This window comes from Brasilonema sennae CENA114, from assembly GCF_006968745.1.
Taxonomy (GTDB): Bacteria; Cyanobacteriota; Cyanobacteriia; order Cyanobacteriales; family Nostocaceae; genus Brasilonema; species Brasilonema sennae.
On record NZ_CP030118.1, the window covers coordinates 3,242,982 to 3,260,395 of the forward strand.

13 protein-coding genes are annotated in these 17,414 nt (G+C 42.6%); 6 read left to right on the top strand and 7 right to left on the bottom strand.

What is annotated here, in order from left to right:
- Nucleotides 1-63: 63 nt before the first annotated feature.
- The 4 genes from DP114_RS13800 to bchI all read right to left on the bottom strand — a co-directional run bounded on the left by DP114_RS13800 (nucleotide 64) and on the right by bchI (nucleotide 2,860).
- Nucleotides 64-525 carry a hypothetical protein gene (locus DP114_RS13800; RefSeq protein WP_171975125.1) on the bottom strand — a complete coding sequence of 154 codons (462 nt, stop codon included), beginning with the start codon at nucleotides 523-525 and terminating at the stop codon, nucleotides 64-66.
- A 475-nt stretch (nucleotides 526-1,000) separates the two neighbouring features.
- A complete protein-coding gene (locus DP114_RS13805; protein ID WP_169266216.1) occupies nucleotides 1,001-1,198 on the bottom strand; it encodes a hypothetical protein in 198 nt (65 codons plus the stop codon).
- A gap of 150 nt (nucleotides 1,199-1,348) precedes the next feature.
- Nucleotides 1,349-1,645 (bottom strand): hypothetical protein, encoded by a 297-nt coding sequence (locus DP114_RS13810; protein WP_169266217.1) that lies wholly within the window; start codon nucleotides 1,643-1,645, stop codon nucleotides 1,349-1,351.
- A 93-nt stretch (nucleotides 1,646-1,738) separates the two neighbouring features.
- Nucleotides 1,739-2,860 (bottom strand): magnesium chelatase ATPase subunit I, encoded by a 1,122-nt coding sequence (gene bchI / locus DP114_RS13815; protein WP_171976349.1) that lies wholly within the window; start codon nucleotides 2,858-2,860, stop codon nucleotides 1,739-1,741.
- Between the two features lie 125 nt (nucleotides 2,861-2,985).
- Here bchI and DP114_RS13820 point away from each other — a divergent pair, with 125 nt between their 5' ends.
- From DP114_RS13820 to DP114_RS13835, 4 genes are all read left to right on the top strand, one after another.
- Nucleotides 2,986-3,639 (top strand): Uma2 family endonuclease, encoded by a 654-nt coding sequence (locus DP114_RS13820; protein WP_169266219.1) that lies wholly within the window; start codon nucleotides 2,986-2,988, stop codon nucleotides 3,637-3,639.
- 104 nt (nucleotides 3,640-3,743) lie between these two features.
- Nucleotides 3,744-5,096 carry an ATP-binding protein gene (locus DP114_RS13825; RefSeq protein ID WP_171976350.1) on the top strand — a complete coding sequence of 451 codons (1,353 nt, stop codon included), beginning with the start codon at nucleotides 3,744-3,746 and terminating at the stop codon, nucleotides 5,094-5,096.
- A gap of 970 nt (nucleotides 5,097-6,066) precedes the next feature.
- Nucleotides 6,067-11,550, top strand: a complete 5,484-nt coding sequence (locus tag DP114_RS13830; protein WP_171976351.1) for an nSTAND1 domain-containing NTPase — start codon at nucleotides 6,067-6,069, stop codon at nucleotides 11,548-11,550.
- Nucleotide 11,551: 1 nt separating this feature from the next.
- Nucleotides 11,552-11,917 (top strand): tetratricopeptide repeat protein, encoded by a 366-nt coding sequence (locus DP114_RS13835; RefSeq protein ID WP_171976352.1) that lies wholly within the window; start codon nucleotides 11,552-11,554, stop codon nucleotides 11,915-11,917.
- On the opposite strand, the gene DP114_RS13840 is transcribed toward DP114_RS13835, so the two are convergent.
- A complete protein-coding gene (locus DP114_RS13840; protein WP_169266223.1) occupies nucleotides 11,877-12,929 on the bottom strand; it encodes a hypothetical protein in 1,053 nt (350 codons plus the stop codon). The two genes, DP114_RS13835 and DP114_RS13840, sit on opposite strands and share 41 nt — an antisense overlap.
- Before the next feature lie 85 nt (nucleotides 12,930-13,014).
- On the opposite strand from DP114_RS13840, the gene DP114_RS13845 reads away from it, so the two are divergent.
- Nucleotides 13,015-14,283: a hypothetical protein gene (locus DP114_RS13845; RefSeq protein ID WP_169266224.1), complete on the top strand. Its 1,269-nt coding sequence runs from the start codon at nucleotides 13,015-13,017 to the stop codon at nucleotides 14,281-14,283.
- A gap of 89 nt (nucleotides 14,284-14,372) precedes the next feature.
- Nucleotides 14,373-15,014, top strand: a complete 642-nt coding sequence (locus DP114_RS13850; RefSeq protein ID WP_169266225.1) for a Uma2 family endonuclease — start codon at nucleotides 14,373-14,375, stop codon at nucleotides 15,012-15,014.
- Between the two features lie 329 nt (nucleotides 15,015-15,343).
- Here the strand turns inward: DP114_RS13850 and DP114_RS13855 are convergent, their stop codons facing one another.
- On the bottom strand, nucleotides 15,344-16,030 hold the full coding sequence (locus DP114_RS13855) for a PHP domain-containing protein (protein WP_169266226.1): 687 nt from the start codon (nucleotides 16,028-16,030) through the stop codon (nucleotides 15,344-15,346).
- Nucleotides 16,031-16,372: 342 nt separating this feature from the next.
- The gene (gene purM, locus DP114_RS13860; protein WP_171976353.1) at nucleotides 16,373-17,401 is read right to left on the bottom strand and encodes a phosphoribosylformylglycinamidine cyclo-ligase; all 1,029 of its coding nucleotides are present in this window, start codon (nucleotides 17,399-17,401) and stop codon (nucleotides 16,373-16,375) included.
- Between the last annotated feature and the right edge of the window lie 13 nt (nucleotides 17,402-17,414).

Genomic DNA, 17,414 nt, shown 5'->3' on the forward strand with positions numbered 1-17,414 from the left:
TACCTGATCCGAGCAGGATTGAGACACACAATCTCTCAATATACCTCAATGACTACAAGTATGTCAAAATAAATAAGGATTAACTCTTGACCAAGAAAAGGGTGTAGGGGAGCCAGTACTGCACAGAGAAGTGCCTTGCGGAGCCAGTACTTGATGAGGGTTTCCCGACAGAGGTATCTGGTGAGACCAGCGCTGCAGGAGGGTCTCCCTCCGTAGGCGACTGGCGAACCCGAAGGGCGTCGGGTTAAGCGCGTTGTGGAGCCAGCCCCGTGCCCAGAGCAGCGCCTTGCGGAGCCAGTGCTGAAGACGGGTTTCCCGTCGCAGGCATCTGGCGTTGGGGTTCCCCCCGTTGTGGCGACTGGCTGTCGGGTTCCCCCCGAGCCAGGGGACTGGCGTGCAACTAGCCCCGATAGGCGTAGCCGTGCCGCAGGCATAGGGGGCGCTACGCAAACGGAGAGGGTCTCCCTCGGTAGGTATCTGGCGTGTGTAAGCGTGTAGGGGAGCCAATTCGAGAGTGTATTGCACCCAAATGGAAACTGCAATTGTTCTTGAAAAACACCACTACAGTGATTTATTTAGCGCTAACAAGAGCTTCGCAAAAAGGTTCAAAAGATCGGACATATAAAGAGCAGGCTTTCCATCCTGATTTGACCGATACATTTAATAATTGACAAGTACCACCACGTTGACCCTCTGGAGTGTAGTACCGACAGTGACGACAAGTTGAAACACAGGATTTTATAGTTGTCATAACTAGCACTCTTATTAAGAAAATTTTCTCAAGTAAAAAATGGTTTTAACCCCTATCAGTATGGCAACTTTTTCTTGAGAAATGCATCTAAATTGAATAATTTTATGAGAAAATTTGCATTACTAAATATTACTTTACGTGTCAGTTTAAAAATCAACTATACTTACGTATAAAACATTAAATCTGGAGAAATATACTGGTAAATACTGAATTAACAGATACAGACAGTCACAAGCTTTCAAGTAATTGTTATCTTCTACTATAGGAATTCGGTTTGAGTTGGTTAGACCAGTGCTTGATGAGGGTTTCCCGACAGAGGCGACTGCGTTCGCCGTTCGCCCAAGCCGCGTGCGCTGTGCGCTCAGGCGTGTCGAAGACATACCCGATAGCCGTAAGGCGTGGCGTTAGCCATAGGGTGAATTGATAAAGTAGAGGTAGGGAACACAACGACCACGCTCCCTGAGTCCTGTGTCCTCCGGACACGCTTCGCGAACGGACTAGCTACGCCTTCGCTTTTAGCGTGCGCTTTGCGTATACGACAAGCTCAGGGCGGCGCAGTGCATCGCGCTTAACGCATAAGAAGCAATATAAGTTATTTCAGAGAGTTTGAAATACGTAAACAAAGCCATAAAGACTAATGCTGAGGAAGAAAAATGCTGCTAATTGGTTAACTCTTATATCTGGTGAAGGAGCAATAGCTTCTCGTACTAAGATAGAAATTGATGCCCCAATTACAAAGCTCCAGCCAAGTATCATATAGGGTGTCTGTAGTGTGAAGTTCCAGACTATTAGCATAACAATTGCTAGCAGTACCATCAGCATCTCTACAAACCGAGGTGGGTTGTATTGGCTGGATAAAACAAAGCTATTGAACCAAAAGTGCCAAAATCTCATATTAAGTTATAAGTGCTAAGTGATAATCTTTTATAAAGAAGATGAAAGAAAAAAAAGATAAAGCAATGTCTTTTCTTTCTTCACTCTTCCTTGTTAATTTCTAACTCCTAATTTTTGTCCTGTACCGTTTTGTTGTGTCGTCTCTTCGGGTACTTCTACGCCAAAGACGCGGCTAAAGGTTTTTTGTACTTTGTATCCAGAATCTATTGACTCTAAGGGGTCTTTTCGCAGTCTATGACGCAGACATAAAGTCATCACGCGACGGATATCATCTACTGTTACTTCGGTACGTCCTTCATATGCGGCGATCGCTTTTGCCGCACGGTTAGTCACAATGTCACCACGCAAGCCATCAACATCAAGTTCGGAACAGACTTCAGAAATCTTGACACGTAAATCGTAATCAATTGCCACAGATGGCAACAGATTTTGGGCGTTAATGATGTTCTGTTGGAGTTCTTCCTGTTGAGATTTATACTGTTCGAGAAATACTGGTGGATTTTGGTCAAATTCTGAGCGTTGTTCTACGATTTGCACCCGCAAAGCTGGTTCTTTAACTGTACGGATTTCTGCGTGCATTCCAAATCTATCTAGAAGTTGAGGACGCAGTTCTCCTTCTTCTGGGTTACCAGAACCTACAAGCACGAAACGCGCCGGGTGACGTATGGAAATTCCTTCTCGTTCTACTGTGTTCCAACCACTGGCGGCGGAGTCAAGAAGCACGTCTACTAAGTGATCATCTAGTAAGTTGACTTCATCCACATAGAGAATACCCCGGTTGGCTTTTGCCAAGAGTCCTGGTTCAAAGGCTTTAACACCTTCTGATAATGCTTTTTCGATGTCGATGGTACCACAAACTCGGTCTTCTGTTGCTCCCAAGGGCAAATCGACCATTTGGACTTTTTTTGGAATAACGGGAATATCCACCCCTTGCTGTAGCTGTTGGCGGACTTCATCACTCATCAGATCGGGATCACTAGGATCGCTGTTGAAGGGATCGTTAGCAACGACGGGAATTTCTGGAAGCAAATCAGCTAGCGCCCGGATAGTTGTGGATTTTCCGGTACCGCGATCGCCCATAATCATCACACCGCCAATTTTCGGGTCAATCACGTTCAACAATAGAGCCAGTTTCATTTCTTCCTGACCGACAATTGCTGTAAATGGAAATACCACGCGACGCGCCGCAGCGGTAGCTTGAGCAGTTGAACTCACTAAATTACCTTATCTATATTTCTTTTATTACCGTTTTCATTGTGCCATAGGTGGGGTTGTCGAGGACAAAGGGAAGAGGGAATCAAAGATATGATCGGAATTATAAAATAAATGCCGAACTCCTTATGTTAGAGTACGATTCATTAGCTTGCTTGCCCTCCTCTGAGGAATTACCAGACTCTGATGATACGCCTGTGGATAATCAATTACAACATTTGATTCCTGGTTTGCTAGAAGCCATACTCGCTATGGTGTGGGCAAATCGCATGGATTGGTTTTTTGGTGCTGATATGGGTGTTTATTATGATCCAAATCAACCACCGATTGTACCAGATGGGTTTCTGAGTTTGGGAGTTGAGCGATTTTTTGATGAAAATTTGCGTCCGAGTTATGTGTTGTGGGAAGAAGAGAAAGTCCCAATTTTGACGCTGGAAGTTGTTTCTCAGAGATATCGTGGAGAATATACCACTAAGAAAGATGAGTATGCAAAGTTAGGGGTTTTGTACTACGTCGTTTATCATCCGACTCGCCGCCGTAAACCGCGTTTGGAAGTGTATAAGTTGGTGAATGGTGCATATGAATTGCATTCAGATAATCCTGTTTGGTTACCGGAAGTTGGTTTGGGAATTGGTATGGAACGGGGAACTTATCAAGGAATTACGCGGGAGTGGCTGTACTGGTATAACGAAGCAGGAAAGCGCTTGTTAACTCCAGAAGAACGCGCTCAAGTCTTGGCGGAACGCTTACGTGCGATGGGAGTCGATCCAGATTCTATTTAAGCTCATCTTAAAATTGCCAGGAAAATCAAGTATCAAAGCTGTAGCTATTTATATCCTTGGAAACCAAAGATATAAAAAATGAGTAGTTATAAATTACAAGCTTTATGATGATAGACTTACGCAAGTTTTTTGAAGCTACAGATCCCAGCAGAACTCTTGTTGTTAAGGACACACAGGATAAGAAGTATTATATTGACTTTTCTTCTGTGCGTGGTGGAGATATTATCTTCAAACTAAAGCAGAAGATGACATTTTTTAAGCCGAATGACCCTACCTGCACGCTTTTTACTGGGCACATTGGGTGTGGGAAATCTACGGAATTGCGGCGGCTGCAACTGGAGTTGGAAGCGGATGGTTTTTGTGTTATCTATTTTGAGTCTAGCGAAGACTTGGAAATGACTGATGTGGATATTGCTGATGTGCTGTTGGGGATCGCCCGTCGCGTCAGTCAAAGTTTAGAAAAACTCAATCTTGAAGAACCCAGCAGGCTGAAAGAGTTACTGCAAGGTGCTATCAGGGTTTTAAATGCTGATGTGACTGGCGTCAAACTCAAAGTTCCGAATGTTGGTGATTTTGGTGTCACCTCTGAAAAAGAAAAGTTTACTTTGGCTTTTGGAATTGGGGAAATCACGACTAAGGTTAAGAGTGACGCAACACTGCGGGAAAAACTCAACCAGTATCTGGGGCCACAAAAAATTAAACTGTTAGACGCGATTAATAAGGAGTTGCTGGAACCTGCGATCGCCCAACTGAAACAGCAGGGCAAAAAAGGTTTAGTGGTGATTGTAGATAATCTTGACAGAATTGATAATCGTCCCAAGGCTTGGGGACGTCCACAACAAGAATACTTGTTTGTGGATCAGGGTGAGTATCTCACGAAGTTGAATTGTCATGTTGTGTATACAATGCCACTGTCTTTGAAGTTTTCTAATGACTATGGAACCCTCACACAGAGATTTTTGGAAGATCCCAGAGTGTTACCGATGGTACCTGTACAATGGTCAGATGGCAGTGTTCATGAAGAGGGAATGGCGCTGATGCAAGAGATGGTAATGGCAAGAGCTTATCCTGACTTGCGACCAGACCAGCGTGCCAGTAATATTACGTTTGTTTTTGATCGTAAGGCAACTCTTGAGCACTTGTGTAGGATGAGTGGTGGTCATGTGCGCGACTTGCTCAGGCTGCTGAATACATGGATTATGGAGGAAATGTCACTTCCTTTGAGTCGTGAAACTTTGGATACTGTGATTCGTGCTCGTCGCAATGAAATGGTTTTGCCCATTTCTGATGAGGAGTGGGAATTGTTGCGTCGTGTGAAGCAAACGAAAAAAGTGAGTGATGATTTGGGGTATCAGAAGCTGATTCGCAGTCGGTTTGTTTTTGAATATCGCGATCGCGGTGAGTCTTGGTTTGAAGTGAATCCCATTTTGGCGGAGGCGCGGGAGTTGAATGGCTGAACAATTACTATGTTCTCTATAAGTTTCACAACCGCCAGGAACTAGAAGTTCCTGGCTCATAGGCTAAGTCCATTAAAATGGACTCAAAACAAAGCTACGCGAAAGTGATTAGTCCTCTTGAGAGGACTTTGGCTATGAGACTGGGCTTTTTAACCCCAGGCGATCCTAAAAACAAAGCTACGCGAAAGTGATTAGTCCTCTTGAGAGGACTTTGGCTATGAGACTGGGCTTTTTAACCCCAGGCGATCCTAAAAACAAAGCTACGCGAAAGTGATTAGTCCTCTTGAGAGGACTTTGGCTATGAGACTGGGCTTTTTAACCCCAGGCGATCCTAAAAACAAAGCTACGCGAAAGTGATTAGTCCTCTTGAGAGGACTTTGGCTATGAGACTGGGCTTTTTAACCCCAGGCGATCCTAAAAACAAAGCTACGCGAAAGTGATTAGTCCTCTTGAGAGGACTTTGGCTATGAGACTGGGCTTTTTAACCCCAGGCGATCCTAAAAACAAAGCTACGCGAAAGTGATTAGTCCTCTTGAGAGGACTTTGGCTATGAGACTGGGCTTTTTAACCCCAGGCGATCCTAAAAACAAAGCTACGCGAAAGTGATTAGTCCTCTTGAGAGGACTTTGGCTATGAGACTGGGCTTTTTAACCCCAGGCGATCCTAAAAACAAAGCTACGCGAAAGTGATTAGTCCTCTTGAGAGGACTTTGGCTATGAGACTGGGCTTTTTAACCCCAGGCGATCCTAAAAACAAAGCTACGCGAAAGTGATTAGTCCTCTTGAGAGGACTTTGGCTATGAGACTGGGCTTTTTAACCCCAGGCGGTCATGGACTAAAAACAAAGCTACGCGAAAGTGATTAGTCCTCTTGAGAGGACTTTGGCTATGAGACTGGGCTTTTTAACCCCAGGCGGTCGTGAACAATAATACATCAAAGAGCTAAGGAACCGCAGATGGACGCCGAAGTAGATGGACGCAGATGAATTTAATGTTGATGTCAACAATGAGCGCTCATTGAAGCAATTGGCTTGGGGGATTGAGGCTTCTGTTGGACAGTTTAAGCTGATTCTGGCACGGTGCAATTATCGTAGTTTGCGCTTGCATCTAATAAAACGATTACGTGACATTTGTCAAGTTGAAATTCGCGTCCTGGTTCTGAAGGAATCTGCAAGGACTCTTTATACTGCCATTCGCGAAGAATCCGGGGATGATGTGCAAGCCCTGATGGTTTTGGGTTTGGAATCAGTGCGGAATCTTGAGCAAATGCTGATTAGTGCAAATCAGGTGCGGGAGGAGTTTCGCAATCATTTTCCTTTCCCTGTGGTGTTGTGGATTGATGATGAAGTTCACAAGCAGTTCATGCAGTTTGCTCCTGATTTGGAAAGTTGGGGAACAACGAAAATTTTTCCGATTGCTCCCAATGAGTTGATGGAGTTTTTGCAAGAAACAGCAGAGCAATTCTTGACTGGTGATTTCAGTCTGACTTTAGAAAAATATTCCGAGATTAAGTTAGCTTGGCAAGATTTGCAAAATTCCGGACAAGTTCTAGAACCAGGAGTAAAAGCGAGAATCGAATATTTGTTGGGATTCACAGAATTTGTTGATAATCACTTAGATACTACTTTGGAGTATTATCAACAAAGTTTGGCTTTTTGGCAGCAAGTCAATGATTTAGTCTGGCAAGGCAAAGTCCTGAGCAATATCACTTTCTGTTATTACGAAAAAGCGAGACAACAAGAAAGAAATTCTCCTCAGAATGTAGAGACGTTGCCCTTACGGGTTCGCCACTCGCCTGCGGAGGGAAACCCTCCCGCAGCGCTGGACTCACATGCAACGTCTCTACAACGTGATAAAACGGAAGATTCTGATTGGCAAGAAACAAGAAATTACCTTCAGCAATGTCTCCAAGTTTTGGAATCTGCTCAACGTTCAGATTTAATTGCTAATTTACTTGATAAGTTTGGCAAAATCTTACGTGAATTACAAGATTGGGAGGAGTTAAAGAAGTTAGCGCAGCGTGCTTTACTCATCCATGAAGCTGAAGGAGATTTGCTGAGGGTATCTCAAGATTATGGCTTTTTGGCTGAAGTTGCTTTGGCAAATCAAAAATGGCAAGAAGCGAAAACTTTAGCGGAAAAGGCGTTAGAAGTTTTATCTACGAATCCGTCTGCGATTTCTAATCGCCAGGAATTTTTGTTTCTTTTAGCGAAAGCACAACAAAACTTAGGCGAAGAGCAAGCGGCTATTAATAATTTAAAAACAGCAATCCAAATAGGTGTTTCTGACTCTAAACCCGAACTATATCTTAGTCTTTTAAGAAATTTACGAAGTTTATATTTAAAACAAAAGCAATATCTCGAAGCTTTTCAAATTAAACAGGAAGGGCTTTCGGTTGAACAACAATTTGGCTTGCGGGCGTTTATTGGTGCAGGAAGATTACAAGCGACACGACACGCAAATTTATCCAAAATTGTAGAGAAGTTGCCTGCAACGTCTCTACAGGAAAATATAGCGCCAGAAATTAGTGCATCTGGTCGTTTACTTGATGTAGAACGTTTGATTGAACGCATCGGTCGTCCTGATTATAAATTGATAGTTATTCATGGACAATCAGGAGTTGGCAAAAGTTCTCTGGTTAATGCGGGACTTGTTCCTGGTTTGAAAAAGAAGGCGATCGGCATTCAAGATAATTTGGTTGTGCCGATACGAGTTTACACCAACTGGATGGATGAGTTGGGACGCCAGATAAAAGAGGCGTTGCAGGAGATGGGAAGATGGGGAGATGGCGAAGCTGAAACTTCAGCTTTAGAAACTCAAGCGCAAGTGTCAGAAGTTGAAACGCCTGACTCTCGAACTACGCTGTTAAAAGAATTACGAGAGTGTGAAACATATAATCTTCGTCCGGTACTGATTTTTGACCAATTTGAAGAATTTTTCTTTGTTGATATCGAACCACAGCAAAGGTGGCTATTTTTTGAGTTTTTAAAAGATTGCCTTAATATCTTATCGGTGAATATAGTATTGTCGTTGCGAGAAGATTACTTACATTATTTGCTCAAGTTTAATCGCTTCCGCGACAGTTCGATGATTCAGATTGATATTCTGAGCGAGAATGTTCTTTATGAGTTGGGTAACTTCTCCCGTGATGATGCTCAATCAATTATTCAGCAATTAACTGAACGGGCTAATTTTCACTTAGAACCTGCTTTAATTGCAGAACTGGTGCGGGATTTGGCGCGTGAACTGGGCGAAGTGCGCCCGATTGAGTTGCAGGTTGTGGGGGCGCAACTGCAAGCGGAAAACATCAGAACTCTGGCAAAATATCAGGAGTGTGGCACAAAGGAAGAACTGGTAAAACGTTATCTGAATGAAGTGGTTCAGGATTGTGGAGAAGAAAATCAGCAAACGGCGGAATTTGTGTTGTATTTGCTGACGGATGAAAAAGGAACTCGTCCACTGAAGACTCATGCTGAACTAGAACGGGATTTGCAGGTGTTAGCTGCAGATTTGAGTAAAGATGCGAGCAAGTTAGATTTGATTTTAGAGATTTTTGTGGAATCTGGCTTGGTGGTTTTGTTAAAAGAAAATCCGGCAAACCGCTATCAGTTGGTGCATGATTATTTAGCTGAGTTTATCCGCCACCAACAGGAACCGAAGTTAAGCCAGGTGATGGCTGAACTGGAACAGGAAAGAAAGCAACGCCTGCAAACTGAAGAACAGTTAAAACAAACTGAGCAGGCTAAGCAGATATTAACAAAAGCTAACCAGAAAGCACAGCAGCGGATTCGTGTTGGATCGGGAGTGTTGATTGCATCCTTTGTTGTTGCAGGAATTGTCACATTACAAGCATTTGGGCTTGTGGGCAAGGCACAGAAAAGTGCAATTCTAGAACGACAAGGCGTTGCAGCAGAGAAGCTTTTTCAGATCCAACAAATAGAAGCATTGCTCTTAGCTTTAAACGCAGGGCAAGATTTAGACAATCTCATAAATAAAGAAAATGAACCAGCAGAATATCCAGCTGCTAGCCCTGTCTTAGCTTTACAGACGATTGTTGACAATATTCATGAGCAAAATCAACTCAAAGGGCATACAGGTTCCGTCAACAGCGCCAGTTTTAGCCCAGATGGTAAACGCATTCTCACCGCATCAGAGGACAATACGACGCGGCTGTGGGATATATCGGGTAAGCAATTAGTAGAACTTAAAGGGCATAAAGGTTCTATCAACAGTGCCAGTTTTAGCCCGGATGGCAAACGGATTCTCACTGCTTCCGATGATCAAACGGCGCGGGTGTGGGATAGCGCAGGTAAGCAATTAGCAGAACTTAAAGGGCATAAAGGTTCTGTCGTCAGCGCCAGTTTTAGCCCGGATGGCAAACGTATTCTCACTGTTTCATCGGATAATACAGCGCGGGTGTGGGATAGTGTAGGTAAGCCATTAGCCGAACTCAAAGGGCATACAGGTCCTGTCAACAGCGCCAGTTTTAGCCCAGACGGCAAACGTATTCTCACTGTTTCATCGGACAAAACGGCGCGGCTGTGGGATAGTGCAGGTAAGCCATTAGCAGAACTTAAAGGGGATACAGTTCCCGTCAACAGAGCTAGTTTTAGCCCAGATGGCAAACGCATTCTCACTGGTTCTGATGACACGGTGCGGCTGTGGGATACCTCGGGGAAGCAAATAGCACAACTTAAAGGGCATACATCTAGCGTTATCAGCGCCAGTTTTAGCCCAGACGGCAAACGTATTCTCACTGCTTCTGATGATACGGTGCGGCTGTGGGATACCTCAGGCAAGCAAATAGCACAAATCAAAGGGAATACATCTAGCGTCATCAGCGCCAGTTTTAGCCCGGATGGCAAACGTATTCTCACTGCTTCTGATGACATGGCGCGGCTATGGAATCTCTCGGGCAAGCAAATAGCACAACTCAAATGGCCTAGCGGTTCTATCTACAGCACCAGTTTTAGCCCAGATGGTAAACGCATTCTCACTGTTTCATCGGACAATACGGCGCGGCTGTGGGATATGTCGGAGCAAATACCGGAAAAAGAGGATATATATTCTAATTTTGCAAATTATAAGCGCGATGGCAAACGCATTTTCGCCGCTTCATCGGATAGCGCACCAGTATGGGATAGCGCAGGTAAACAATTAGCAGAACTCAAAGAGGACACATCTGCTGTCAACACCGCTAGTTTCAGCCCAGATGGCAAACGCATTCTTACCGCTTCAAATAACAGAAGGGTACGGCTGTGGGATAGTGGAGGTAAGCAATTAGCCGAATTCAAAGGGCATACAGATAATGTCAACAGCGCTAGTTTTAGCCCGGATGGCAAACGCATTCTTACCGCTTCAGACAGTACAACGCGGCTGTGGGATAGTACAGGTAAACAATTTACCGAACTCAAAAAGCTTTCTGGTGTCTACAGCGCCATTTTTAGCCCAGATGGCAAACGCATTCTTACCGCTTCATCGGACAAAACCGCGCGGCTGTGGGATAGTTCGGGCAAGTTATTAGCCGAACTCAAAGGGCATACATCTGATCTCAACAGCGCTAGTTTTAGCCCGGATGGCAAACGTATTGTAACTGCATCATGGGACAAAACAGCGCGGGTGTGGGATAGCACAGGTAAGCAATTAGCAGAACTCAAAGGGCATACAGGTTTTGTCCTCAACGCCAGTTTTAGCCCGGATGGCAAACGTATTCTCACTGCTTCATCTGACAATACTGCACGACTGTGGGATATATCGGGCAAGTTATTAGCCGAACTCAAAGGGCATAAAGATAATGTCAACAGCGCCATTTTTAGCCCGGATGGCAAACGCATTCTCACCGCTTCATGGGACACAACAGCGCGGCTGTGGGATAGCACAGGCAAACAATTAGCTGAACTCAAAGGACACACATCTGGTGTTTACAGCGCCGTTTTTAGCCCGGATGGTAAACGCATTCTCACCGCTTCAGATGACAGAACGGCGCGGGTGTGGGATAGCGCAGGCAAACAATTAGCCGAACTCAAAGGGCATACAGGTTCTGTCCTCAGCGCCAGTTTTAGCCCAGATGGCAAACGCATTCTCACTGCTTCGTGGGACAGAACCGCGCGGGTGTGGCAATATACAACTTTCGACGAACTTTTATCACAAGGTTGCCAATGGCTGGATGATTATTTTGTCATCAACCCTAAAGAATTGGAAAAACTAGAAGTCTGCCAAAATAAATCTAACTTAAAAGCAGCAGCTCCATTTTTGGTTAAAGAAGGTGAACAGCAAGCAAGAGCAGGTAATATTGATGAGGCAATTGCAACTTTCCGTAAAGCTTTGCAGTGGAATCCTAACTTAAAATTTGACCCCAAGGAAAAAGCACAAGAATTAGCTAACAAAGGCGAAGCTGAGCGCTTGGTTGCTTGCAGAAGTAAACGCAGAAGTAAACAATTTTGTTATAGAGGGTAAAGTGAAGGAAGCGATCGCAGCCTACAAAAAAGCCCAAGAGCTAGATCCAAAAGTTGAAATTGATGCTTATTTTTGGGACTCACTTTGCTGGTACGGTAGCCTGCATCGCCACGCTGCTGATGTGATGTTTGCCTGTGAAAAAGCCGTGCAACTTGCTCCTGACAATGGAGGAATTCGAGATAGTCGCGGTTTAGCCAGGGCGATGACAGGTAAAACTCAAGGAGCAATTGAGGATTTTGAGGCATTCATTGCCCAGACTGATGATAAGGAGCGAAAATTCCAACGCCAAAGGTGGGTGAAGGATTTACGTGCTGGGAAAAATCCGTTTACAGATGCACAGTTGAAGAAGTTGCTGGGCAATGATTGAGGATAACTTCTATCCCATTTTGCACTTGCGTCAGTTCCTGAAGTTGCTGCTCAATCCAAGCTTTTTCTGCTGCACGTTGTTCTTGTGTCTCTTGGCGATATCGCATTTGCCGCTCAAGAAAGTCGTTATGGAATGCCAGTGTTTGTTCAATCGCTTGTTCAGCTAATCTGATTAGTTCCTCAAAAACGATAACAACAATTGTTTCCAATTTTATCATAACTTCTTTGGAGCATTTATTAAACTGGTGCCAACTAATACCTAAAAGACCTTCCTTACCCAAATTATCAGCAGCATTGCTTACAGAATTAACTAAATATGTAACACTAGTAGATGATTTGTATAACTGCGCATTAAATGCTTTTTCAACTATATTCACGGTTGATTCAGATATTGAATTAAGCTTCGTAATAAGTTCAAATTTTTGTTTTTCATCTAGTTGATTGATACATGTTTGAATAAATGGGATGTGGTATTGAATTTCATGATTAATTATTAAATCTGTGCTTTTGATAAGAATTTGTTTTACTACTTCTAACTGAGAACGTAATTCAAAATTGAATTCACTCACTAAGTAATTTTTTTCAAAAATATTTAGTCCATCTTTAAAATTTGTCTGATTATAAAAATATTTTTTGGTAAGAATTCTTTCTCGGTGACACCAATTGTTTCTCATTTTTTCAATCGCCTCAGATTCACATTGCTCTCCTAGACGACGAATTCTAAAAGTGCGCGCACTCAACTCGCCAATTTTTTCCCAGATTTCAAGGGTTGGTATTTCAACAATTCTTTGCTTGCTGTTCCAAACATCTTCAGCATGATACAAATTTTCAAAACATAACTGAATGCGGCTCTTGAGTTTAGTAGCTGAATCCTTAAGCTCTATGAAGCATGGTTCAACTGACTGTTTCAAAGTTGTAACAGCTTGCTTAATTTCTAGTGAACTCTGCTCATCCTTCAGCAGTGGTTCAACTGATTCGGTAATCCTTTGAAATGCAATCAAATATTCATTCATCCGTATAATTACTAAGAAAAATAGAAGTTATATAAACTACAATATTAAGTAATGTATTCTTTGAAACATTAACGGAATAAATATTATGATTTTTGTATTTCGCCCACAGCACATGATTGGTCTTGCCAATGGTACGCTAAAACAGGTAGTATCATCCTCAGGGATTCCACTGAGTATGGTTAGAGATACGGAAACAGGTAAAATTGTTGGTCATGCTGTTGGTGTGATCACGCAGCCATTTCTGGCTGTACCACAGATGATATTTGACAGTGTACAAATGATTCAAGTCCATAAAGGTTTTCAAAAAACCTATGAAAAACTAGATACAATTCAGTTATGTTTAAATACTCTCCAGAAGAATGTTGGTGTTCTACAAGCAACTACAGCTTTGATTGGTGTAGGAACTGTAGCAGGTGTAGCCTTATCAGCAGTAAACCTTTATCAAACATTGAAACTCAGAGAAGACATCAAACAACTTCGAGTCGAAGTTAAGGATGGATTTTTTGACTTGAAAAAAGCCCTAACAGATCAGGGGGCAGAAATTATCAAACGAATTGAGCAAGTGGCTCAAGATATTAACTTTAGGCAGCATCGTTTAGTCTTGATTCAAGCATACGGAAAGTTTCAGGCAGCGCTAAAGCTAATTAAAACTGCTTTGTATACAGAGCTAAGTATCAGAAACACTGACTTAGCAACTGCACGTCATATTTTAACAAATGCTTTAGCAGATTATAACAATCCACACTTGTTATCAGAAACTTCTGCGGCTGGGCATCTTCGTCGAGTGGAATGTGCTTGGTTGATTGATCAGGCGATCGTCTTAACATACCAGTTGCAGAACCAGTTTGCTGCTGTAAGCGATCGCCTGATCCAACTTCAAGATAAAATCCGTCAAGATTGCGTTTCTGTTATTGAACGGTGTGAATCTGAGGAAGAGCTAGATTTTTTATTTCCAGAAATTACTAGGATTTGCAAGCATGATTTAGTTTTGTTGGAATCCTGGCAAAACCACGTTGATTGGATACAAACTGTATCTCTACATGAACAGGATTTTTTCGCAAATTCAGATCTTCCATCTACTAATCTTTATCAAGATAATCAAGATTCCGCTATTGTTACCGAACCAAAAGAGTTATTACTATATGAGACTTTAAAGCAAAAATCTCATTATACATCTCTACATAATCAGCTTCAATTTATGATTAAGCCAGATTCGCGCAGAGATTACGAAGATTATATAACTCAGAAAGCAACAGCAACTGGCTATAAAGGATTGGTTGCCTCAAATTGGCAAGAAATACCTGATTTAACTGTTGCTAACCTATACCATTACTTGAAAGACAAAAATAAATAAAAGTAAGTACTGAGAAGGAATATTGAACTAAGCTGAGAAGATAGTATAAGGCATAATAAAAAAAGAACGTAATTATCCTCAACTTTTTGATGAGTAACCTACAAATAAAATTACCAACTGACACGTGGGTACCAGCAACTTGGAATGAATATCTTCAAATCATTGAAAATCCAGGATATGAAAAAGCCAAAGGCTACTACTACAATGGTAAAATGAGGATTGAAATGCCACCAGTAGGTAATGACCATTCACGAGATCACTCGATTGTTATCTATGCCGTACATTTGTTTGCCAGCATCAAAGATATTGATTTGAATGGAAACGATAATTGCACCTACCGGAAAACAGGCTATGACGATGCACAACCTGATGCGTCTTTTTACATTGGCAAAAATGCAGACGTCATCCCTTGGGGTACTTCCATTATTCACCTTGATAACTATCCAGCCCCAGATTTAGTCATTGAAGTTGCAAACACTTCTCTTGCTGATGATAAAGGAGACAAACGTCTGTTATATGAGGAATTAGGGGTAGGTGAATACTGGATTATAGATGTAAAAAACGTTCAAGTTCTTGCTTTTGCTGTAGAAAATGGTGGTAGCCGTAAAATTTCTCAATCTCAAGTTTTACCTGGGTTAGCAATTTCTCTTTTGCAAGATGCTTTTCGCCGTACTCGTGAAATGAATCATAGTAAGGTTGGCGCTTGGTTATTATCCCAATTTCAGCAGTAATTTAGCAGAACTCTAATGTAAGTTTTACCATGTAGAATCCACAATTGAAGATGAGTTATCACCCATTTAATTTACATAGAGTTAGGAGTAAGACGACTTGCTAGGAGTGGTTTTCTTGATTTTGAATTTTGCTTCGACTGCGCTCAGCAACCATGAATTTTGAATTTTGACGTCTCGGCTCATTTCGACTTCGCTCAATGTAAACCGCTCGACGTCAAAGCTGAGCGAAGTCGTTCGCGTAGCGTGTCCGGAGGACATAGCTTTGAATTTTGAATTGTTTCCCCCTGGCTTGTTGAACCAGGAGTATTCTGAGAAAAATAGACATCCGCTTACAACCGCTGTAGCAAGTTTAAACCGTGAGTATCAGTTCCACAAGTGTTCAAAAGACTATATTCATCAGCCAATTGTTGCACCTGCATCGATTCTCTAGCACTTGGTTTCCAAGGGTTGGGGTTGTTGTAGGCGTAAAAAGTTTCAACACCATCAATCCCGGCTTCTGCAGCAGCAGGAATTAATTCAAAGTGCGATCGCCTGTAACGAACTGGATGAGCGAGTACTGCTAACCCGCCTGCATTTTGAATTGCAGAAATCACGTTAGCTGCTTGATAGTCTTGCCCTGTGGTAACTCTTCTTTGAATGTAAGGTTTTATGCTGGGGTGTTCTGGCTCAAAAGCATAACCCAAAATATGAACTTCAATATTTAAAAGGTTGGCATTAATTTCTACGCCAGTCCACAGAATGGGAGCGTTTGCACCAGGGTTGTTCCACCTCCAGTTTTCTAACCAGCTTTGAGCTACCTGGTAGCCGCCTATACCATGATGATCGGTAATTGCAAGACCTTTTAAACCAATGGCGATCGCTTGTTCCATCAATGCGACCGGTTGCAACCTGCCATCGGAGTGGACAGTATGCATATGAAAGTTAAAATAGGTTGGGCAACTTTTTGCATCAATGGTCTGGAAGACTTGCTTTAATTCTTCTCTTGAAGTAAACTTCTCAACGATTTTGACAGTCATAACCCCCTCTTTTCCAAAATACGTAATTGATTTTAGACACAAAAACAAACGACACCAACAGCCCAGACTGGACCAGCACCGTTATTAAGTGTTGGTTGCGACTTTCTGGGCATCATTGGCAAAATTTTTCAATATGTTAAAACTACGTTAGCAAATTTAAAAGCTAGCGGTCATGTGTATTTTTGATTTGTTCTATAAGCCAAAGTCAGAAATATTGCCTCAAATCTCCGTTTAATCAACATTTACTAACAACAGCAGAGATTAAGAAAATCTTAAAAATAGGACAAATCAACATATTTTCAGACAAAAAATAAAGATTTTATATTGTATAAATCTTGTCACCTATATTGGTAATCCAATTAATTCACCGGAGCCAGTAATGACTTTACCAATTGTAAAAGCTGTAACGTTTTGTAACTTCATATACGTTATGACTTGCTCTGCTTGATGGGGAGGTACTATTAATACAAATCCCACCCCCATGTTGAAAGTGTTATACATTGCTTGGGGACTAACAGAACCAGTTTCTGCCAACCACTGAAACACAGGTGGAATACACCAGCTTTGAGAGTTTATTTGCACAGCTTGATTTTTACCCAAACAACGGGGCAAGTTTTCTGGTAAACCTCCACCCGTGATGTGAGCCATACCGTGAATTTCTAACCCTGCTTGACGTGCGCTCAGTACAGGTTTAACGTAAATACGCGTGGGTGAGAGGAAAACTTCTCCTAATGTTTTACCAGCAAATATTTCTAAACTATCACTCCAGGAAAATCCTTTTTCGCTGACAATTTTCCTGACTAAACTAAAGCCATTGCTATGTACACCAGCGCTAGGGAGTGCGATCGCCACATCTCCCACTTGTACTTGGGAACCGTCCAGCATTTGGCTTCTTTCGACAATTCCCACACAAAACCCAGCCAAGTCATACTCACCCGCTTGATAAAAACCGGGCATTTCTGCAGTTTCTCCTCCCAGCAAAGCGCAACCCGCCTGCTGACACCCAGAGGCGACACCTGCAACCACTTGAGTCAGCTGCTCTTTCTCTAACTGACCTGTTGCCAGATAATCTAAAAAGAATAGCGGTTCTGCGCCAGATGTCAGCACATCGTTGACGCACATGGCTACCAAATCAATCCCAACGCTGTTGTGACACTTGAGAGCATGAGCGATTTTTAACTTAGTACCTACACCATCAGTTCCAGAAACCAAAACAGGTTCCTTATAACCACTTGGTAGTTGAAAGCAGCCACTAAAGCCACCCAGTCCACCAATAACTTCTGGTCTAAAAGTGCTGTGAACCAAATTACGAATTTGATTTACAAACTCTCGCCCAGCCTCAACGTCCACTCCTGCATCTTTGTAATCCATCAGTTAAAACATC